This window comes from Mesorhizobium sp. WSM4837 (assembly GCF_055811435.1).
The window spans coordinates 42,392-61,905 of record NZ_JBVVQE010000039.1; the positions used below are offsets into that span (position 1 = coordinate 42,392).

The 19,514-nt window shown below is 58.0% G+C and carries 16 protein-coding genes and 3 pseudogenes; 11 read left to right on the forward strand and 8 right to left on the reverse strand.

The features are described 5' to 3' along the window. Positions 1-2: 2 nt before the first annotated feature. Genes AC0L3D_RS22025 through melA form a run of 4 tightly spaced genes read left to right on the forward strand, consistent with a single transcriptional unit; the run spans position 3 to position 5,221 of the window. Positions 3-1,016: an ABC transporter permease gene (locus tag AC0L3D_RS22025; protein ID WP_473645785.1), complete on the forward strand. Its 1,014-nt coding sequence runs from the start codon at positions 3-5 to the stop codon at positions 1,014-1,016. After that, positions 1,013-2,140, forward strand: coding sequence for an ABC transporter permease (locus AC0L3D_RS22030; protein WP_128173700.1), 1,128 nt, complete (start codon positions 1,013-1,015; stop codon positions 2,138-2,140). Before AC0L3D_RS22025 ends, AC0L3D_RS22030 begins: the two co-directional genes overlap by 4 nt. A gap of 13 nt (positions 2,141-2,153) precedes the next feature. Further along, positions 2,154-3,824: an ABC transporter ATP-binding protein gene (locus AC0L3D_RS22035; protein ID WP_473645787.1), complete on the forward strand. Its 1,671-nt coding sequence runs from the start codon at positions 2,154-2,156 to the stop codon at positions 3,822-3,824. 23 nt (positions 3,825-3,847) lie between these two features. Next, a complete protein-coding gene (gene melA / locus AC0L3D_RS22040) occupies positions 3,848-5,221 on the forward strand; it encodes an alpha-glucosidase/alpha-galactosidase (RefSeq protein ID WP_287259345.1) in 1,374 nt (457 codons plus the stop codon). A 230-nt stretch (positions 5,222-5,451) separates the two neighbouring features. Here melA and AC0L3D_RS22045 read toward each other — a convergent pair whose 3' ends face one another. The 6 genes and pseudogenes from AC0L3D_RS22045 to AC0L3D_RS22070 all read right to left on the reverse strand — a co-directional run bounded on the left by AC0L3D_RS22045 (position 5,452) and on the right by AC0L3D_RS22070 (position 12,194). Further along, on the reverse strand, positions 5,452-5,790 hold the full coding sequence (locus AC0L3D_RS22045) for a slr1659 superfamily regulator (protein WP_023797948.1): 339 nt from the start codon (positions 5,788-5,790) through the stop codon (positions 5,452-5,454). Between the two features lie 20 nt (positions 5,791-5,810). After that, a complete protein-coding gene (locus AC0L3D_RS22050; protein ID WP_023797947.1) occupies positions 5,811-6,374 on the reverse strand; it encodes a slr1658 superfamily regulator in 564 nt (187 codons plus the stop codon). A gap of 2 nt (positions 6,375-6,376) precedes the next feature. Then, complete coding sequence (locus AC0L3D_RS22055) at positions 6,377-8,746, reverse strand: SpoIIE family protein phosphatase (RefSeq protein WP_473645799.1); 2,370 nt, start codon at positions 8,744-8,746, stop codon at positions 6,377-6,379. Between the two features lie 14 nt (positions 8,747-8,760). Continuing rightward, on the reverse strand, positions 8,761-9,939 hold the full coding sequence (locus tag AC0L3D_RS22060; protein WP_473645789.1) for a methyltransferase domain-containing protein: 1,179 nt from the start codon (positions 9,937-9,939) through the stop codon (positions 8,761-8,763). Beyond that, positions 9,936-10,457, reverse strand: coding sequence for a ubiquinone biosynthesis methyltransferase UbiE (locus tag AC0L3D_RS22065; RefSeq protein WP_287240397.1), 522 nt, complete (start codon positions 10,455-10,457; stop codon positions 9,936-9,938). The genes AC0L3D_RS22060 and AC0L3D_RS22065 overlap by 4 nt, the downstream gene beginning before the upstream one ends. A gap of 69 nt (positions 10,458-10,526) precedes the next feature. Continuing rightward, positions 10,527-12,194 (reverse strand): annotated as a pseudogene (locus AC0L3D_RS22070) (putative bifunctional diguanylate cyclase/phosphodiesterase). Positions 12,195-12,961: 767 nt separating this feature from the next. Between AC0L3D_RS22070 and AC0L3D_RS22075 the strand changes: the two are divergent. Together AC0L3D_RS22075 and AC0L3D_RS22080 are read left to right on the forward strand one after the other, a co-directional pair. Then, entirely contained in the window at positions 12,962-14,137 is a 1,176-nt protein-coding gene (locus tag AC0L3D_RS22075) for a zinc-dependent alcohol dehydrogenase (protein WP_287173313.1), read from the forward strand. Positions 14,138-14,147: 10 nt separating this feature from the next. After that, positions 14,148-14,696: a hypothetical protein gene (locus AC0L3D_RS22080; protein WP_473645791.1), complete on the forward strand. Its 549-nt coding sequence runs from the start codon at positions 14,148-14,150 to the stop codon at positions 14,694-14,696. A 203-nt stretch (positions 14,697-14,899) separates the two neighbouring features. On the opposite strand, the gene AC0L3D_RS22085 is transcribed toward AC0L3D_RS22080, so the two are convergent. Next, positions 14,900-15,049: a hypothetical protein gene (locus AC0L3D_RS22085; RefSeq protein WP_473531629.1), complete on the reverse strand. Its 150-nt coding sequence runs from the start codon at positions 15,047-15,049 to the stop codon at positions 14,900-14,902. An 88-nt stretch (positions 15,050-15,137) separates the two neighbouring features. On the opposite strand from AC0L3D_RS22085, the pseudogene AC0L3D_RS22090 reads away from it, so the two are divergent. Then, a pseudogene (locus tag AC0L3D_RS22090) lies at positions 15,138-15,295 on the forward strand (ATPase domain-containing protein); the annotation flags it as partial. A 570-nt stretch (positions 15,296-15,865) separates the two neighbouring features. Further along, positions 15,866-16,390, forward strand: a complete 525-nt coding sequence (locus AC0L3D_RS22095) for a YciE/YciF ferroxidase family protein (RefSeq protein ID WP_128170942.1) — start codon at positions 15,866-15,868, stop codon at positions 16,388-16,390. A gap of 369 nt (positions 16,391-16,759) precedes the next feature. Here AC0L3D_RS22095 and AC0L3D_RS22100 read toward each other — a convergent pair. Beyond that, positions 16,760-17,078 (reverse strand): annotated as a pseudogene (locus tag AC0L3D_RS22100) (DUF2934 domain-containing protein). Between the two features lie 490 nt (positions 17,079-17,568). On the opposite strand from AC0L3D_RS22100, the gene AC0L3D_RS22105 reads away from it, so the two are divergent. The 3 genes from AC0L3D_RS22105 to AC0L3D_RS22115 all read left to right on the forward strand — a co-directional run bounded on the left by AC0L3D_RS22105 (position 17,569) and on the right by AC0L3D_RS22115 (position 19,026). After that, positions 17,569-17,808 carry a hypothetical protein gene (locus AC0L3D_RS22105; protein WP_128247155.1) on the forward strand — a complete coding sequence of 80 codons (240 nt, stop codon included), beginning with the start codon at positions 17,569-17,571 and terminating at the stop codon, positions 17,806-17,808. Positions 17,809-17,934: 126 nt separating this feature from the next. After that, the gene (locus AC0L3D_RS22110) at positions 17,935-18,189 is read left to right on the forward strand and encodes a DUF6894 family protein (RefSeq protein ID WP_473630415.1); all 255 of its coding nucleotides are present in this window, start codon (positions 17,935-17,937) and stop codon (positions 18,187-18,189) included. A 120-nt stretch (positions 18,190-18,309) separates the two neighbouring features. After that, positions 18,310-19,026, forward strand: coding sequence for a Crp/Fnr family transcriptional regulator (locus AC0L3D_RS22115; RefSeq protein WP_473645793.1), 717 nt, complete (start codon positions 18,310-18,312; stop codon positions 19,024-19,026). Positions 19,027-19,514 lie beyond the last annotated feature (488 nt).

Genomic DNA, 19,514 nt, shown 5'->3' on the forward strand with positions numbered 1-19,514 from the left:
TCATGTTCAGATTTCTGCTTGTGCGTATCGCCTCGGCGATTCCTGTCCTCTTCGTCCTGAGCGTCGTGACGTTCGCGATCATCCAGGCCCCGCCGGGCGACTACAGCGACTATGTGCGCTCGCAACTGATCAACCAGGGTGGCGCATCTTTCGAAAAGGCCGACGCCCAGGCGCAGGCCTACAAGATCGCGCATGGCCTCGATAAGCCCTTGCCCGTCCAGTACGTCAACTGGATCACCGGCATCGTCACCCGCGGCGATTTCGGCCACAGTCTCTTCTACAACAAGCCTGTCGCCGATGTGGTCGGCGAACGTTTGCCCCGTACGCTGGCGCTGGCGCTCGTCTGCCATATCCTGGCATCGGTGATCGGCATCACCTTCGGCGTTTTGGCGGCAACCCGGCAATATTCCTGGCTGGACAGCGTGCTGTCGGGGTTCTCGTTTCTCGGCATGACGGTACCGCGATTCCTGATGGCGCTGATCATCGTCTATATCCTGGTGTTCCACTTCAATGTCACTGAGATCAACAGTTTCCATTCCGCCCGCTACGGCGGGGCGCCCTGGTCGTGGGGCAAGTTCGTCGATCTGGTCAAGCATGTCTGGCCGGTCATCGCGATCGCCACATTGGGCGGGCTCGCCTACAACATGCGCGTCATGCGGGGCAATCTTCTCGATACGCTGAACGCCCAATATGTCGAAACGGCTCGGGCCAAGGGCTTGAGCGAGCGCACGGTGGTCATGCGCCACGCTGTGCCGAACGCGCTGCATCCGCTCGTCATGTATCAGGGCGTCGTGCTGCCCTACATGCTGACCGGCGAGATCGAAACCGCGATCATCTTCGCCCTGCCGACGGTCGGCCCGGCCATCGTCGGCTCGATGTGGATCGGCGACGTCTATGTCACGGCGACCTTCATGCTGGTTCTGTCGGTGACCCTGATCGTCGGCAACATCATCGCCGACATGCTGCTCGCGGCACTTGACCCGCGCGTTCGTCTTGGGGGAGGGGCCGACGCATGAAAGCCGACGTCCAATCCGTAGTCTGCGCCTCCGTGCCGCCGGCCAAAGGCAACGGCAATGAAACCTATACCGCGCTTGTCTGGCGCCGTCTGAAGCGATCCTGGACCGGCATGATAGGGCTGATCCTTGTCTGCCTCCTGATGATCATGACGATTTTCGCGGAGTTCTTCGCACCCGTCGATCCGAAGCTGACCGGCGTCGGTTTCGCGCCGCCGCAGACAATCAGCATGACGGATCGGGAGGGGAACTTCGTCTTTCCGCCGCGCAGCTATCCGATTCGTGAAACAGATGAATTCGACCCCGTCACGTTCCAGCCGATCGTCGGCCCCGACTACGATAACCCGCAGACGCTCGGCTTTTTTGTCAAGGGGTTCGGCTACAGGCTATTCGGACTGATCCCGGCGCAGCGGCATTTCTTCGGCGCCACCGACGGAAGCCCGGTCAATTTCCTCGGCACCGACAAGTTCGGCCGCGATGTGCTGTCGCGCATCATCTACGGCTCGCGCATTTCGCTGATGATCGCCCTGACCGTGGTGTTCATCATCACGGTAGTCGGCACGACGGTCGGCATGGTGTCCGGATATTTCGGCGGAAGGTTCGACGCATGGGTGCAGCGCTTCGTCGAACTGGTGCTCGCCTTTCCGCAACTGCCGCTCTATCTCGCGCTCACCTCGCTGATTCCGGTGACGGCGCCGACCAATGTCTTCCTCGCGTTCGTCATCTTCGTGATGTCGGCGCTCGGCTGGGCACAGCTGTCGCGCGAAGTTCGAGGCAAGACGCTGGCGCTGGCGCGGATCGACTATGTGCGGGCGGCGATGGCGATCGGCGCAACCGACCGCCGGATCATCTTTCAGCATATTTTCCCCAACGTCATGAGCCACGTCATCGTCGCCGTCACGCTGGCGATCCCCAATGTCGTGCTGCTTGAATCCTTCCTCGGCTTCCTCGGTTTCGCGGTGAAGCCGCCGCTGATCTCCTGGGGGCTGATGCTGCAGGATACCGCGACATACTCCGTCATTGGGTCCTATCCCTGGATCCTTGCCCCCGTGGGTTTCGTGCTGGTCACCGTCTTTGCGTTCAATGCGCTGGGCGATGGTCTTCGCGACGCCGTCGATCCCTATTGAGAAGGCCGGCACCATGGCTCTGACGGAAAAGACCTCGAGGGCGCCGGACGAACGTCACGATCATGCGGTGAGGACCGGCAGTCCGATCATCGACGCCCGCAATGTCGCGGTGACCTTCAAGGTAGAAGGCGGAACGGTCGACGCGGTCAAGGATGTCTCGTTTCAGCTCTATCGCGGCGAGACCATCGCTGTGGTGGGAGAATCCGGCTCCGGCAAGTCGGTGACGGCGCGCACGGTCATGGGCTTGCTCACCAAGCGCGCCGCCGTGGCCGTGCACTCGCGGATCGAATATGATGGGAAAAATGTGCTGAAATTCTCCGACCGGCAGCGCCGGGCGCTGCGCGGCGACCGCATTTCGATGATATTCCAGGAGCCGATGAGTTCGCTCAATCCGGTCTACACGGTCGGCGCGCAGATCATCGAGGCGATCCGCGTTCATCAGAAGATGAGCCGCAGGCAAGCAGCGGAGCGTACGCTGGAGCTGTTGCGGCAGGTGCAGATTCCGGACCCGGAAAGCCGCTTCAACCAATATCCGCACCAGCTTTCAGGCGGTCAGCGCCAGCGCGTCATGATCGCCATGGCGCTCGCCAATAATCCGGACGTACTCATCGCCGATGAACCCACGACGGCACTCGACGTCACCGTGCAGGCGCAGATACTCAACCTCATCCGTGATCTGCAGCAGAAGCTCGGTATGGCAGTAATCCTGATCACTCACGATCTGACGGTCGTTCGCCAGTTTTCCGACTACGTCTATGTCATGAGCCAGGGCGAGGTGAAGGAGCACAACACCACTGAAGCGCTCTTCAAGAACCCGCAGCATCCCTATACGCGCCATCTTCTGGCGTCCGAACCAAAGGGCATGGCCAATCCGACGCCGGTGGACTCAGCCGTCATTCTCGAGGGCAGCAATGTGCGGGTGTCGTTCATGCTGAAGCATGGTGGGTTCTTCAAGCCGCGGCTCAAGGAACTCGTCGCCGTCGACAGCCTCAGCCTAAAGCTTCACCGGTACGAAACGCTGGGGCTGGTCGGCGAATCCGGGTCCGGCAAGACGACGTTCGGGCAGGCGCTGGTGAAGCTTCTGACGGCCGACGGCGGCGAAATCTTCTTCGACGGCGAACCGATCCACGCAAGGACACGTGACCAGATGCGGCCGCTCAGATCGCGCATGCAGGTCGTCTTTCAGGATCCGTTCTCCTCGCTCAATCCGCGCATGTCGGTCGGCCAGATCATCGAGGAGGGGCTGATCGTCAATCGGCTCGGCGACGACAAAAGTGATCGGTTGCAGCGCGTGGAGCAGGCGCTTGTCAGCGCCGGGCTTCCGCACAACATCCTGTCGCGCTTTCCGCACGAGTTTTCCGGTGGACAGCGCCAGCGCATCGCTATTGCACGGGCAATCGCACTCGAGCCGGAATTCATCCTGCTCGACGAGCCGACATCGGCGCTCGATCTCTCCGTTCAAGCCCAGATCATCGACCTCCTGCGCAAGCTGCAGGACGAGCGCGGACTGAGCTATCTCTTCATTTCCCACGATCTCAAGGTCGTACGCGCGCTCTGTCATCGGGTCGTGGTGATGCAGCACGGTAAAATCGTCGAGGAGGGACCCGTCGACGAGGTTCTTTCCCATCCGAGGACCGCCTACACTGAACGGCTCGTCAGGGCCGCGTTCGAGGTAGCCGCGTAAATCGCAGACAAGAGGCGCAATTCATGACGAGACAACCCAAAATCACGTTCATCGGGGCCGGTTCCACCGTCTTCATGAAGAATGTCATCGGCGATGTGCTGCAGCGGCCGTCTCTTTCGGGCGCTACCATCGCGCTGATGGACGTCAATCCGCAGCGCCTGGAAGAAAGCGAGATCGTCGCCGGAAAGCTGGTCAAGACGCTTGGCTCTGCGGCGACGATCGAGACGCATTCCAGCCAGCGCAAGGCCCTGGAAGGCGCGGACTTCGTCGTCGTTGCCTTCCAGATCGGCGGCTACGAGCCCTGCACGGTCACTGATTTCGAGGTGCCGAAGAAATACGGCCTGCGCCAGACGATCGCCGATACGCTCGGCGTTGGCGGCATCATGCGGGGTTTGCGCACCGTTCCGCACCTCTGGAAAATCTGCGAAGACATGATGGCAATCTGCCCCGACGCCATCCTCCTGCAATACGTCAACCCGATGGCGATCAACACCTGGGCGATTGCGGAAAAGTATCCGCTCATCAAGCAGGTCGGTCTCTGCCATTCGGTGCAGGGAACCGCTTTCGAGCTCGCCCGAGATCTCGAAATCCCGCTCGAGGAAATCCGTTACCGTGCCGCCGGCATCAACCACATGGCCTTCTACCTGAAATTCGAGCATCGGCAGGCTGATGGCAGCTACCGCGACCTTTATCCGGATCTCGTGCGCGGCTACCGCGACGGGCGATTTCCGAAACCCAGCCACTGGAATCCGCGCTGCCCGAACAAGGTGCGTTACGAGGTGCTGACCCGCCTCGGCTATTTCGTCACCGAAAGCTCGGAGCATTTCGCCGAATACACGCCCTATTTCATCAAGGACGGCAGGCCCGATCTGATCGAGAAATTCGGCATTCCGCTCGATGAATATCCCAAGCGCTGCATCGAGCAGATCGAGCGGTGGAAAGGGCAGGCGGCTGCCTACCGGAGCGCCGAGAACATCGAGATCGAGGAGAGCCATGAATATGCTTCCTCGATCATGAACTCGGTCTGGACCGGCGAGCCCTCGGTTATTTACGGCAATGTCCGCAACAATGGCTGCATCACCTCGCTGCCGGAAAATTGCGCGGCCGAAGTACCGTGCCTGGTCGATGCGTCCGGCATCCAGCCGACCTTCATCGGCACCTTGCCGCCGCAACTGACGGCGCTCATCCGCACCAATGTCAATGTGCAGGAACTGACTGTCGCGGCCTTGATGACGGAAAACCGCGAGCATCTTTATCACGCGGCGATGATGGATCCGCATACCGCCGCCGAGCTTGATCTCGACCAGATCTGGTCGCTGGTCGACGACCTGCTCGCCGCGCACCGCGACTGGATTCCGGAGTGGGCGCGGATCTCGAAAAACGTGCAGGCAGCGTAAGGACGGAACGGTCCTGGTTTGGAGCCGCGATATGGCGTCTCCAACGCCGACGTTCAGCCGTACCGGAAGTCATGACCCTGACCGGCCTTTCGGCCGCCGCCTCGGAAGCGGCATTCAGCCGGATGCCAGAGCGTATGAGCCCGCTCCCGTCCTTTTCGATTCGCATCTCAAAAGGCAGACGTCCGGAAAGTGTAGCCGAATGGTCTTTGACGCCTGGATAAACCCGCCTGTCAGCCAACGAAGAGTACCATCGCAGGATGTAGTTTTTTGAGATTTGGCAGCGATTTCGACTGCCAAGGTATTTCCGAGCTTCCCCGGACAATGAGTTGGATCTCTGGATGTTTTCTGACCTCTATGGTAAATTTGGCCAATAAATTAATGCCCGACGAGTTAAGGAACTCCAAGTCTGATACATGTATCGTTATAGTAGTAGGATTGGAGGTAAGGACATTCATCATTAGCTGCAAAATGGGCGCATAGGCCTCAGAACTGGACAACCTCATTACGCCGTCAAAATAAACATCGCTTCCTTCGTTCCACACGCGATAATTTGTCGTTGTTATGTCCACGATTTTGTCTTCATTTCGTTTTAGTTATAAGTTTCTGATGATACCACAATTGAAGCATATGTTTCCAGGCGAACCTGGTCCCTTTCGTCGGCGGGGCTGAAGACCCAAGCCAGGCTCGCGCCATAGTCGCTCATCAACGTCAGCAATCCAAGACCGGAATTTGTTGTCTGAGGGTCCGCGGCATTCTCTTCGATTCGCTGGATCAGGAGCTCACCCGGATCGCCGGCTGTGATCTCCGACAGAAGATTTTGAAATTTAGCGGTCGTTTCGACGTCAACAACATTCGAAACCTTGATTTTAAAACTTTCCGATTCTATGGCCGCCTCGATGGTGATCTCGCCTGGCGCACGAAACTTGACCGCATTTTCAATCAGTTCGTTGACTAGATAGCCAATGCTGTGTCGCACTTCCCTGTAGTCGTTGCGAGAAGACTGGAAGCGCAGGGCAAAAACGTCCGCGATGAAGTCCGAAGTAGTAGCGCAATGATGCCAACTCAGATCGAGAGGTCCATCGAACAATCGCACGCGGCTGACGCTCTCTCTCATTCCAATTGCAAAGTCGGCTGTTCCGAACAGTGTTGTCATTCCTACTTGTGCCTCATGATCACGAGCGTGATGTCGTCGTGGATTTTCTGTGTTCCGATATGCGCCATCAGGTCCTCAATAATTCCAGTTTTGATCTCCTCGGCGCTCCTGCGATGATAGTGGCGCGCACTGTTAGAGAGGCGTATCAAACCGAACAATTTTCCCTCCTGATCTTCCGCCTCGGTCACACCATCCGTGTGGAGCACGATCACATCGCCGCTGTTGAACGGAATGTCGCGCGTTGCGATAAACGGCAAGATGTTGCGTTCGAGGCCGATCGGCAGACCAAGATTGGCGGTATCGATACGCTCGATCTCTCCATTTGCACGAACGACGAGAACCTCCTCATGCTGCCCTGACAGGGTCACCCTCCCATTCTCAAAGTCAAGAAAGGCCAGCGAGAGATGCTTGTCGGTGTTGGTCCGTTCGATATTTTTATAGATGGCTCTGTTCAGTCGATCGAGAAACTGACGTGGATTGTCCTCGCCAGTCTCCTGCAGCGCGCGTGCAACGGATTGAACCATCAGCATCAGCACACCGCTTTCGAGCCCGTGGCCTGTCACATCGCCGATCCCGATTTTGACCCGCGATCCCTCTTGCAAGACGTCGTAGTAGTCGCCGCCGACCTCGTCGGCCGGCCGCATATAAGCTGCGATTTCGACCCCGTGGATGGCTTCGAGTTCGCTGGCTCTCGGCAGAACCATCATCTGGATATGTTTGGCAACTGCAAGCTCTGCACCAAGGCGGAGGTTCTCATCTCGCAATTTGCTGTTGAGGGCGGAAATCTCCTGATTTGCGTCTTCAAGCTCCTTCGTTCTTTCATCGACGATTTGCTCGAGATTTTCCGTATGGAAGCTGATCTCCTCCGCCATCCGGTTGAACGCGACCCCCACCTCTCCCACTTCGTCATGCGTCGGAATGCTTACTCGAACTGAATAGTCTTGTGCCTGGAGCCGCTTTGCGGCTGCTGCAAGCGCGCTGAGGCCTGCGGTGATCCGCTTTGAGATTCCGAAGACAGCCGCAAAGACAATCAGGAGCGAAATGATAATTGCGATGATCTGGGAGACCAGGATCCGGTTGGTCGCGCTGGAAATGCTCTGTTGCGCTGCAAGCAGGGAAGCATAGATTTCCCGCTCCGGGACGACGAAGCCGAGCATCTGGTTTTCGGCTGTGATGGACCCCGTGCTGTTCCAGAGATTGACTGCCTCCAGTCGGCGAAGCGCGACGATGTGAGGTTCGGCTTCGCCATCCTCCTCCCAAATCGAAATATGCTTGATGACCGTCTTGTCGTCGGCAGGAAGTTCGAGCGCCGCAACGGCCGAATGCGTACTCTTTTTGAGCGAGCGATCGAGTCCGGTAACGCCTTGACCCGCCGCACCGCTTGCAATCTTGAGCCCGAGCGTTTTCTCGCCTTCGGGCTTGATCGCGAGCACATTGCCATTCGACATGGTGAGAAAACCGAAGCCCGTCTCAGCGACCTTCACGCTTTCGACGATTTCAGCGAGTTGATCGAGCGTCACGTCGGAAGCGACCATGCCGGCGACATCCTTGCGGTCCTTCGTCCAGAGCGGATGGAAAAAACTCACTATGAGCTTGCCGGTAATCGCATCGATATATGGGGCAGTCGCCGTGATGTCATCGCCTGTTACGGGGCGCGAATTCGGGTCCCTGATCCACCCCTGCCAGCGCTCATAGACGCCAGGAAAGAAGAAATCCCAGAAATTTGCGTTGTTGTGGCCCGGATAGAGCTTGTCGAAGGTTTGCGCCTGATCGGAGTAAGGAGTCGTGCGCATGATAGGTGCTGCCTTCGGTCCAACGTAATAGACCTGCAACTTCCTGGCGCCTGTTGCCATTTGGCTTGGGCCAAAAATGTCGAACGCCGCACTCTCCTGAATTTTGTGGAGAATTTCGGGCTTCGGTCGGCCATCGGGGGAGAGAAGATATCCCCAAATACTCAAGACCGAAGGCGACCCTTGTGGGCTCTGCATCCAGTTTCCCTTGGGGTCATGTATAAGCGGCGCATTGAAATAGGAGTCCGTCGCCAGCGCGTTGCCGATTGCCTCCTTCGCCTCTGGATGATCGATCAGTCTCTGCATGGAGCCTGCAAGTGCGGTAACCTCGGAGTGCATTTGGTCGAACAGGAGATCGGCGCGCAGAGCAGTCGTCTCGATATAATTCTGGAGGTATTCCTGGCTCGCCTTGGTGAGGCCGCTCTCGATCTGGTACGTCGCGTCGCGGGAAAGCCGGTTGACGTTCCACAGGGCGACGCTCCCACCGACCAGGAGGTCGAACAGCACCGCCCCGCCTACAACGATTATGAATTTCGCGCGGAAGCTGTTAGGCCGGAAAACGGACCAGGGTTTGGGGGAAATGGCATGCGACTCGCTCACAGTGGCTTACGTCCCGATGCAACCCAGATTGGCCAGCCGGCATATCCCTTGGGGTGGAGCGCAGCGAAAATGTGATCCTGGAAACCCTGTCGGAACCGTCTGATGAACGCCGGCGGGTCACCTCGCTTTGTCGCCATCTCGCCTGCATAGACGTTCTCCCATGCCGCGACGACATCTGCGAAGTCCTGCGGATCGCCGTCGTGGTTGGTGACCACGAAAGACTCGACTCGAATGTCTTCGAACCCCGCTTCGACCAGGTATCGACGGCTTTTGGGGCCAAGCTCGATATCCATCTGGAAGTGCGCCCAAAGCTTGGCGACTTCATTATAGGTCCACTGGATGCTATCGGCGCGCGGTTCGCCCAGACAGTGCGAGTTCTTTTCATTCGTGATGTAGACGCGTCCGCCCGGCTTGCAGATGCGAAAGAGTTCCTTGAGAATCAGTTCGGGCTTGTTGAACACCTGCAGGGAGTGTCGGCATGTGACCAAGTCAAACTGATCTTGGTCGAGCAGCATTTCTGACGCGTCGCCATAGGTGTATTCAATTCCTCCGATATCGAACGCCGCAGCCACGCTTCGCGCATAAGCAAGGCTTGATCTGGAATGGTCGAGAGCGACAATCCGTGCTGGCTGAAATTCTTTCTGCACGAGTACGGCGAAATCACCAATTCCGCAACAGATGTCGGCCATGATGATACCGGGTTGCATGCCGTGTCGCGGCAAGATTGTGCGCTCGTGGCGCCAAGTCATCTTCGTCTGTGTGCGGAGGATCGGAATGAACCCGCCTTCTTCGAGGAAGCTCTGCCCCGGATAGAAATCACTGTCATACTCTTGAACAGTGATGTTCGCTTCGATTCCGTTCAGGCGCCCGAATTTTCTGGTCGTCCACCCGACAACGCTTGACGTTACGAGTACGAACCTGAGATCTGGTCGAACGCGACAGGCGTCAATAATGACCCGCGAGAAAGCATGAAATGCGGTGTTGTTCATTTGCGTCAATCGTTTGACGTTTACGTACAGAGTGCCGCGTACACGAGCGATTGATTCCTTCAACAGGGCAATGCTGGGCGCAAGCTCATCGATCGATTGGGGCCGCAGTATTCCCGATATCGAGAACTCCTGATCGTTTGCATCGTATTGCGCTCTGAAACGCGGGAAAAGGTTGTACGCGCTCAACTTGGCATGCCCTCAAGCGGAAGATCGACGACAAGAGTGATGATTTCAGCGCCGACTTGCTCGACTCGAAGGGTCGCGTTGTAGTCGATGGCGAGTTCCAGGAGAACGACTTCACGACTGGGCGCGAGGTCTCCGGACACTGAGTTGAGATAGCGCTCCATTGCCTCGGATCCCGTAATTTGAAACACCGCTTCTTCAAAGAATTGTCGTTCTTCGGGCATGCAAGGGAATGTCAGTTCGATCCTGTCCGTCTCGCCCCGGCGGGACACTCTACAGGCTATTTCACCGCCGTAATGCCGCGTACGAAAGGCGACCTCCAATAATTCGTTCAACGCAGAGGAAAAGAGGTTTGAATGCCGTACGGAGTCAGTTCTGTTATGGCTGATCATCCGCGCCGAGTAGGTCGAGAGTTGATCGCAGAGTATCCAATCAGACATAAAAGTTTTGACGTCCAAATCGATCTGGATCATTGTCTCAAAGACTGCTTCGCCATCTTCGGCATGAGAAGCAATATTCATTGGCGTTCCTCACTCGTTTCTGGCTGCATTTTAGTCAAGCGATGCGACCCCTCAGTTTCGTCCACGCCGCTATGCATGGGGCCGGACGCTGGATCGCCAGATTTCGTCCCCACTTTCGCGTATTAGTTCCTTGGGAGATCGCCTGATGAAATCGCGCGTCGCCTCGGCTCCGAGTGGCCGTCCAAGGAAATCGCCCTGGAGGTAATCACAGTCTTCCCTGATCAGCCACTGTGCTTGTCCCGGCGTTTCAACTCCCTCCGCGGTGACGCTTATCCCCAAGCCGTGCGCCATGCCTATGATCGATCGCACGATCGTCTGACTTTTTCGATCGGTTTCTAAGTCTTTTATGAAGTATCGGTCTATCTTCAATGTGTCGAACGGGAAGTTCTTAAGGTAACTCAACGAGGAGTAGTAGGTGCCGAAATCGTCTAGCGCGATCCTTATCCCGAGGACATTCAGGGTATTCAGTGTGTCAATGTTGTCGACGGTTTGCTCGAGAAGAACGGTTTCGGTAATCTCGAGCTCAAGCCGGTCGGCGCGGATTCCGACTGCGTCGACGATCTGAGCAACCGTGTCCGTGAGCGAACCGCTCAGGAACTGCGCCGGCGACAGGTTCACGGCGACCGTCAGTGAAGACGGCCATCTCGTTGCTTGGCGGCAGGCTTCTTCGATCACCCATCGTCCAATCTCGTCCATGAGACCGTCGGCTTCGGCGATCGGTATGAACACGCTCGGAGGAATGGTCCCGACTTCGGGATGCCGCCATCGCAGCAGCGCTTCGAAGCCCACGACCGACGCGGGAGCCCGAATGAGCGGTTGATATTCAAGATAAAGCTCGTTCCGGTCCAGCGCCATTCGAAGACTGCGCCTCAGGTTTTCACGCTGTTCGAGCAGGAGCTGCATCGAGCGATTGAAAATTCGCGCACAGCCGCGTCCGTCTCTTTTGGCGGCATAAAGGGCGATATCCGCGGCCTTCATCAACTGCTCGCCCTCGGTCGCGTGTCCCGGTCCGAATGCAATTCCGATGCTCGCGCCGACGAAGACGGGGATGTCGTTGATCATGAACGGCGCCTTGAATGCTTCAATTAACGCCCCCGCGAGGCGTTCCGCTTCGGCGGGCTGTCCCGTACGCGATTGAATGACGGCGAACTCGTCTCCAGCTAACCGGTATGCGAGTTCGCCGTCCTGAAGCGTGTCCCGGATCCGGCCTGCTGCCAGTTGAAGCAACGTATCGCCCGTGCCATGGCCGAGTGTGTCATTGACCGCTTTGAAACCGTCAAGGTCGATTTGCAGCAGGGCAGTGGCATTTGGCTCATCGACCACCGACAGAGCTTGTTGCAGGTTTTCGCTGAACCCCCGCCGGTTCTGCAATCCGGTTAATGCGTCGTGCGTCGCCTGATGAAGGAGCATCATACGCTCTTGCTCTTCCGGTGAGCCCCCCCCGCCCCCCGCCCGTTCGATGGATTAAATGATTCCAAATAAAATAGCAGCCCCCAAAACGCCCCCCGAACCGGGCGCCACCCCCCCCGCACCCGGGAGGTTGACCTTTATTGGAGTGCCGCCGCGCAGCACGCGAACAAATTTTTCGATGAGCTCAGTGTCGACGTTCGGATAAATCTCCCACAGAGCGTCGCCCGCAACTAGCGGGCGGCTATGGATGCTTTTGAGGTTGGTTGCGTAGTGCGTCAGGCGGAAGTCCTGATCATAGAACGACACACCATCAGTCGTGTTCGCCAAAAAGTCCAGGAGACGTGCTTCGCTGATGGAGGACGGATGACTCGGTGATAGCTCCTCCCTGTTCGCTCCGGCACCCAGCGCTTTCGGACGTAAGAGCCACTTCCAAAGGCGGTACAAAATCCGCATCTCCTCATCCCTACGGTGAAGCTAGCAAACCATAAGGCTAGTTGCAAACCTATAGGTTGCGGCGGTGCTTGCGGGCAAGTCATAGAGACGCCATTGGCCGAACCATTGGCGGAAACGCAAAGTTTGTGCCCGCGGATGGGCCGGACCGAAGATCCAAAAGGTTCCCCAGCTTCGGAGAATGATGGACATTCGGAGAGCAGATTGAAGGGAAAGTTGTTTCCGCTCTCCCCAGCTTTCGGCCGCACATCCCGCAAACGCTGGGCTTCCGGGAAGCCATGAAGGGGCCGGAGAATTGTTTGGGCAATTTTGAAGGTGATAGAGGGAGAGCACCTGAAATCCAACCTTCTCCACCCCGACTCGCAACCGGCCCCTTCACGTTGCCGCCATGCACCACGCCCACGGCGAAGCCGGGAATCTTCCTTGACCTTCTTAACGATGTCCGGCAGGGCGGCCACCGCCTTCTCGACGCTCCGACAAGGCCGTCAGCCCCACCTTCAAAAGCCGGCCTAAGTTTTTTAACGGAGGCGGGGAACATGGATGCTGCCTCGCGGTTGGACCTCGGAAAGCTAATTCGCAGCCTGAAGGAAAGCGGCCAAGCTCGCTCTCACGACGCCGCGAACCGGGCCTACGGGAGATTAAGCATGCGAGCGCTGGTTTGGCATGGAAAAGAAGACATACGTTGCGATGAGGTTACCGATCCCGAGATCGAGGACCCGCGCGACGTCATCGTCAAGGTGACGAGCTGCGCGATCTGCGGCTCGGACCTGCATCTCTATCACAACCTCATTCCGGCAATTCTGCCAGGCGACATTATGGGCCACGAAATGATGGGTGAGGTGGTGGAAGTTGGATCCGGGGTAAACGGCGCGCTTAGGAAGGGAGACCGCATCGTCGTTCCCTTCACCATCATTTGCGGGGAATGTGACCAGTGCAAGCGCCGGAACTTTTCGGTCTGCGAACGAACCAACCGCAACAAGAACATCGCCGACAAGGCGTTCGGTCACACGACGGCTGGGCTGTTTGGGTATACCCATCTGACCGGCGGTTACCCGGGCGGACAAGCCGAGTATGTTCGCGTACCATTTGCCGATGCAACGCACATCAAGGTACCGGTCGGGCTCTCCGATGAGCAGGTCCTCTTCCTTGGCGACATATTGCCAACTGGCTGGCAGGCTGCTGTCCAGTGCGAAATCGAGCCCTCCGATACCGTCGCGATCTGGGGCTGTGGCCCGGTGGGGCAGATGGCAATCCGCAGCGCCATTCTTCTCGGTGCCAAGCAGGTCGTGGGCATAGATTGCCTGCCCGAACGCCTTTCCATGGCCGGAGCGGGCGGCGCGATCACCATCAACTTCCTGGAGGAGAGCGTTGTTGAAAGGCTGAACGAGCTTACAGGCGGCAAGGGGCCAGATAAATGCATCGACGCCATCGGGATGGAAAGTCACGTGTCTTTTCGTCAACCAGACACCGTTTATGACCGCGCGAAGCAGATGATGCTGATGGAGAGCGATCGGCCCCACGTGCTGCGTGAAATGATCTATGTCTGCAGGCCAGCCGGCGTCATCTCAATCGCGGGCGTGTACAGTGGGTTCGTCGACAAGATCCCGATGGGCCAAGCCATGAACAAAGGCCTGACCTTCAGGATGGGCCAGACCCATGTGAACCGCTGGACCGACGACCTACTGCGCCGCATCGAAGAAGGTCAGATCGACCCGTCGTTTGTCATCACCCACACTGCCGGGCTCGAACAAGGACCCGAGATGTACAAGATCTTTCGCGACAAGCAGGACAGTTGCGTCAAAGTCGTACTGAAGCCATAGGATCAGTGTCATGAACATGCTTAGCAAATTCGGCAATCTCAGCAGACGGCCAAGCGACCCAAAGGTCGTAAAATCTGGCCCGAAGGCGCTCGCGCCCTCCGATATGGTAGCGCGCAAACTCGGATGGTTTAGCATTGCGCTGGGCATGGTCGAACTCATAGCCTCCGAGCGCATCGCCCGCGCACTCGGCATACCTGGTAAGGAAGGCGTGATCCGCGCCTATGGAGCGCGTGAACTCAGCAGCGGCCTTCTGTCCTTGTCGGCAGACAGACAGTTCGGGCTTTGGAGCCGTGTGGCCGGTGATGGGCTCGACATCGGAACACTCCTATGGGCGTTCCGGCATGACAATCCAAAACGTGACAACGTCGGACTTGCATTGGTGCTCGTTGCCGGTGTGACACTCATCGATTTATTGACGGCGCAAAAGGTAAGCGCCCGGCACGCTCGAGGCCGCCGGCAACCGCAGGATTTTAGTAACCGCAGCGGCTTCCCACGGGGTCTTGAAGCTGTGCGGGGCCTTGCACGAAAAGACATGTCGTCACCTGCCAGCCAGAATTGAGCGAACCTGATCCTCCTTCTCTCGTGATTGCCGCCGATACACACGGCGCCGATTGGCGCTGCTCCAGGTGACCAAGGCATTGCCGCATGCCCGAGCCTGCCGCGGGCGCACCGTTCCCGATGGCAAGTTCCGGCTAAAGCTGCAGATAGGCAAGGTGACGCGTGATGCTGCCACATCCTGCGTTACGGTCAGCCGCGAGCAGTCTATTCTGGTCGACCAAGTCCTTTCTTTGTAGCGAGTTTTTGCTTTTCTTTCAGCAGCCGAACGATCGCGTCGACGGGCGGCGCAAGGGCTGCTGGCAACTTGCTGTTCGAGCGCCACAAGTATTCAAAGAAGGTTCTCAGTATGCGCATTGTCGTTACCTCCTGGACCACCAAACTCGGCTTGGGCGTTGTTGTTCCTTAACGGCAGGCTAAGCGCCGCTGTCCGAAGGCAAACTCATCCGTGGCAAGCAGGCACGGCTGGAGTCTGGACGGGATAGAAATCCTGGAACTCGTCCTCCAGAACTCAGCCGTGATCGCTCTCGGTTACAGACGCTCGTCCGTTCTTCCGACCTGGCATTCGGGGAGACGGTAGGCGGCTTGGCTGAAATCGAGCGAGGGCGGGTTCTGGCGGTGGGCTTGTATTCCGTGCGGGAACCTGGCCGAGCCAATGCGTTCGGGTCGTGCAGCACTTGCCCTAGTGCTGATCGGACTGCACCCTCTGATCAGGCCGAGTCCTTCCCATCCCCTCGGGCGCCGGTTTCATATTTCGTTTGGTGGCCAGTGGAGCGGCGCGGCTGAAGGCGCGGCGGGCCTTTCTTGTTTCCGTGTGGAACTTCGGCGCGGGCTGAAAGTTTCATTTGTGCAGCTGCGACATGGATGACTCCCGATGGGCCGCGTCCTTTTTTCCCGAAGGGCGCGGGCTTTCTTTCGTGCACGGAACACCGGGGCGGGTTGCACGTTTCGCCGGCATCCAGCGAAATGGCCGCTTGCGCGCTGCCTCAATCCCTCGCATTCCAGGCCCGTGTAGGCGTGAGGCACTACTGAGGGGCGTTGCGGTTTGTTCGGTTACGTCGATGACGTCCAGGCACAGAGGATTGCCGATCGGGCCAAAGGAACAAACAGCACCCACTTTGGTTAAAGCTGCGCGTGCCACCAGACACGCGTTTCTCACATTCGGAGACGACGATGGCTATGAAAAATGAATCGCAGAGCAAGGCCAAGGGCCTCGAAGATCTTTTCCACGACGGACTGAAGGACGTCTACTACGCTGAGCGCAAAATCCTGGCTGCGCTGAAGAAGATGGCCAAGGGTGCCGAATCTGACCAACTGACCGCCGCATTCGAAAAGCACCGCGACGAGACGGAGGCTCAGATCGAACGGCTGCAGCAGGTCTTCGAGATTTTCGGCAAACGGGCACAAGGAAAGACATGTCCCGCGATCGACGGCATCATTGAGGAAGGACAGGAGATACTGGAGGAATTCAAGGAAGCTCCAGCTCTGGACGCTGGGCTTGTGGCGGCGGCGCAGGCGGTCGAACACTATGAGATCGCCCGCTATGGCACCCTGATTACCTGGGCCGGACTGCTCGGCCTAAAGGATGCCGTGCCACTGCTCGAGGAGACGCTCGAAGAGGAAAAGGCGACTGACGAAGCGCTGACGCAGCTTGGAGAGGCTAGCGTCAACGAGAGAGCGATGCAGGAAGCTGCCTAGCTAAACGGCGCTTCGAAAGCACGATCAATGAGCACGTCATGAACAAGAGAACGCGCCTCCGGACGACGGCGGCGCGCCCTTGTCATAGGCCGCACCCAGCCGGTGATTGGTCTTCACATGATGAAGCACCTGGCCCACGCCGCGCTTGTCGAAGTCCTGTCCGCACACTGGACAATCCTCGAAATGGTCCGCCCGCGGCTGGACCGGCTGGGCGTGGTCTTCGCCCGTCCAACCTGCGGCTTCGTTGGTTGTTGCCCATTGTGATTTGGACTGGGGGCGCCGATCGGGGCACCAACTGGCTTACTTACAAGACGAATAAGGCGCGGCGAACATTCCGAGCCGTGTGACAAGAGGATTGCCGCGCTGAGGTCACCCTCCCGCCGCCTTAAGGCTCCGCGCGGCTTCCTCGATGGCCGCGCGATCATTGCCAAGCCTATCGATCAATTCTTGGGCCTGGTCACCGCCTATGCCCGTTCGCATTGCCAGGGCCTCAACGGTCATAGCGTCCGAGCTGGCGATCTCGCGAGTTTCCGGAAGAGCATCGTCTGCGGTAAGGGCAGTGCGGCCTCTCGATCAATTTCGGCTTTAGCCTGGTGCCAGTGTCGCTCGTGATCGCCGTGTCTACTGCCTTCACGTTCCCAAATTGGTATGCGCGGTGTTGGTTTTTTTCGTGCCGTTCTTCGCCCATCTTGAGTCCTCCGTGCAGATTTGTCGTCAATGCGGGGCGCGACGGATGATCCGGCGCCAAACCCAGATTCGGACAAAGCAGATCTTCGCCGGGTTCAACGCATGAACCGGGCTTTTTGGTGTCCGGACCAAAAAGCGCGGAGAGAGAGCGGGGATCGCGCCAGTGCTTTGCGATGCCAGGTGAAACAAAGCAATGAGCGCGCGAAACAGTGAAGTTTGTTGACCGCTGGCGCGCGCGCCATCCGACCTGCTCTCTTGCTGAATTCCTACGCACCTGACCGGCCGCGAGGTCCGGCGTGCACCTCAGCATCGGAATCAATGTACGGGAATTACCAAGCCGTAGCCGCCTTGGAACGAATAATCCCGCTCGGACTTACTTTAGCGATCCAGGTCCCTCACTCGGATCACCGGTCACTCGATCGGATTGGCCCGCCCTCGTACAGGGGCGGGCCATTGTTTGCGGGCGACCTGACTGACAGGAGTGAACAACAATGTTTGCAGATGAGATTGCGGCAAGGCGTCTGAAAACCCTAGTCGACCACTATATGGAGACCAGGAAAAGACGGCACGATGTGGTTTCAACATCGAGAGCTGAAACCGCCATACGGGAAGTCCTCCCCAATTGCCCTGTGTCCGGGAAAGCCCTTGATGACATGATCGCCGCCTGTGCCGTCGAGCATGGTCTCGGCGTGCTGTTCGACAGGTCAGAAATCACCGACAGCGTCAGCTGACCGCTGGCCTGCGCCAGCGCTCAGATACACGTCGAATGTCCGGTTCATACATATGCCCGGTTGGTACGTTTCCGACACTATCCATGAGCCTCCATGCATCTAGATAGTCCATGGAGGTGGACTGGCATGCCAAGATATTTTTTCCATATCCGGAACGAGGAGGGGCACCTCATGGAGGACCTCGAGGGGCAGGAATTTGCGGATTTGGCGCAGGCTGAGGAGAACGCGATGGCCTCCGCCAAGGAGATCCTGGCGGAAGGACTGCTCAGCGGGAAGCCAATGCTGACAGGCGCGCTCTTTGAGATATGCGACGAAAAACACGCATTGGTGTTGCGATTTCCCTTCTCGGATGCCGCCAGAATGCCCGGTACCCGCCCTTAATGCTTAATGTGATTGGCTTCGGGACTTTAGCACCCCATGTGTAGTCTTATCGTTCGCACGTTGTCACGGGCGCGAACGGCTGGGAGATCAGAAAGCTCTTGCCCTACCGAGGGTGGAGTTATGTTTAACCAGCCCAATATTCCCTATCAAAATGCTTTATTGCGGCGACTTTCCCCTGGCGATCTGGCATCGATCGAACCCAACATGGAACGGGTAGCGCTGCCGATGCGGACCCAGCTTGAGTCGACGAAGTCCGTTATCGAACACGTGTATTTCCTGGAAGACGGCATCGCGTCGGTAGTCGCCAAACTACCTAAGGGCCGGGATACCGAGGTCGGCCTGATCGGCATGGAAGGCATGACCGGAGCCTTAGTGGCCCTAGGCGGCGATCGCGCCGCACATGACACCTATATGCAACTGGCGGGAAGCGGCTTGCGAGTTCCAGCCCCGGCACTGTCGTCTGCTCTGTCTGAGAGCACTGCGCTGAAGGCTCTTCTGCTTCTCTATGTCCAGACCCTCTATATTCAGACCAGCTACACCGCCCTGGTAAACGCACGGTCGAAGTTGGACGAACGTTTGGCTCGCTGGCTTATGATGTGCCACGATCGCGTCCGCACCGACCGGCTTGCAATCACCCACGAATTCATGTCCGTCATGCTCGGTGTGCGGCGACCGGGTGTCACGGTTGCAATCCAGGAGCTTGAGGGTAGGGGCCTAATCAGAGCCACGCGGGGTGAGATCGTCATCAGAGATCGTGATGGTCTGTTCCAGTTGGCCGATGGCACCTACAGCGAGCCGGAGCGGGAATATGAGCGGTTGCTGGGGAAAATCGACTAGCCGCTATAATAGGCAGCTTCGGCGAAAGTCACGGTAGCCACGAGCGCCACCGTTGTCGGCAATTCAACCGACGCATCGCGCATTAGCGTTCCCCACCGCTAACGCCTTTCGCCATCATATTCTTCACGGCATAAATCGCTTCGCGACCGGCAGTTGCATGATCTGGGACTTCGCTACCGAGGGAGCGGCATCTGAACGCAGCTTTGTCTTTCCGGTGATGGAAGGATAACCTCACATCGCTCCATAGGCCTGTTCGAAGATGACGGCCATCTAACACCGTCATTTGCGCCAAGCGAAGTTGCGGGGAGACGCAAAGTAAGTCGCTACAGTTTGCGCTCGTCCAAACGTGACTGCTGGTTGGCGGCATCGGCCGATCCGCCCAGCGTGTCGGCGACCGTAGCACCTCGCGCGCCCATCGGCTGCTGCGCACCTGTGGTGGTGTCCTTGGCTGTCTGGTGCTCCATCTCGGCATTGAGCTCCGCCCCCAC

Coding starts and splice junctions, on each gene's coding strand:
- AC0L3D_RS22095 (WP_128170942.1), top strand. CDS start 15,866: ATGGCTATGAAAAATGAATCGCAGAGCAAGGCCAAGGGCCTCGAAGAT.
- AC0L3D_RS22080 (WP_473645791.1), top strand. CDS start 14,148: ATGAACATGCTTAGCAAATTCGGCAATCTCAGCAGACGGCCAAGCGAC.
- AC0L3D_RS22025 (WP_473645785.1), top strand. CDS start 3: ATGTTCAGATTTCTGCTTGTGCGTATCGCCTCGGCGATTCCTGTCCTC.
- AC0L3D_RS22065 (WP_287240397.1), bottom strand. CDS start 10,457: ATGAATATTGCTTCTCATGCCGAAGATGGCGAAGCAGTCTTTGAGACA.
- AC0L3D_RS22110 (WP_473630415.1), top strand. CDS start 17,935: ATGCCAAGATATTTTTTCCATATCCGGAACGAGGAGGGGCACCTCATG.
- AC0L3D_RS22030 (WP_128173700.1), top strand. CDS start 1,013: ATGAAAGCCGACGTCCAATCCGTAGTCTGCGCCTCCGTGCCGCCGGCC.
- AC0L3D_RS22075 (WP_287173313.1), top strand. CDS start 12,962: ATGCGAGCGCTGGTTTGGCATGGAAAAGAAGACATACGTTGCGATGAG.
- AC0L3D_RS22035 (WP_473645787.1), top strand. CDS start 2,154: ATGGCTCTGACGGAAAAGACCTCGAGGGCGCCGGACGAACGTCACGAT.
- melA (WP_287259345.1), top strand. CDS start 3,848: ATGACGAGACAACCCAAAATCACGTTCATCGGGGCCGGTTCCACCGTC.
- AC0L3D_RS22050 (WP_023797947.1), bottom strand. CDS start 6,374: ATGACAACACTGTTCGGAACAGCCGACTTTGCAATTGGAATGAGAGAG.
- AC0L3D_RS22105 (WP_128247155.1), top strand. CDS start 17,569: ATGTTTGCAGATGAGATTGCGGCAAGGCGTCTGAAAACCCTAGTCGAC.
- AC0L3D_RS22115 (WP_473645793.1), top strand. CDS start 18,310: ATGTTTAACCAGCCCAATATTCCCTATCAAAATGCTTTATTGCGGCGA.
- AC0L3D_RS22085 (WP_473531629.1), bottom strand. CDS start 15,049: ATGCGCATACTGAGAACCTTCTTTGAATACTTGTGGCGCTCGAACAGC.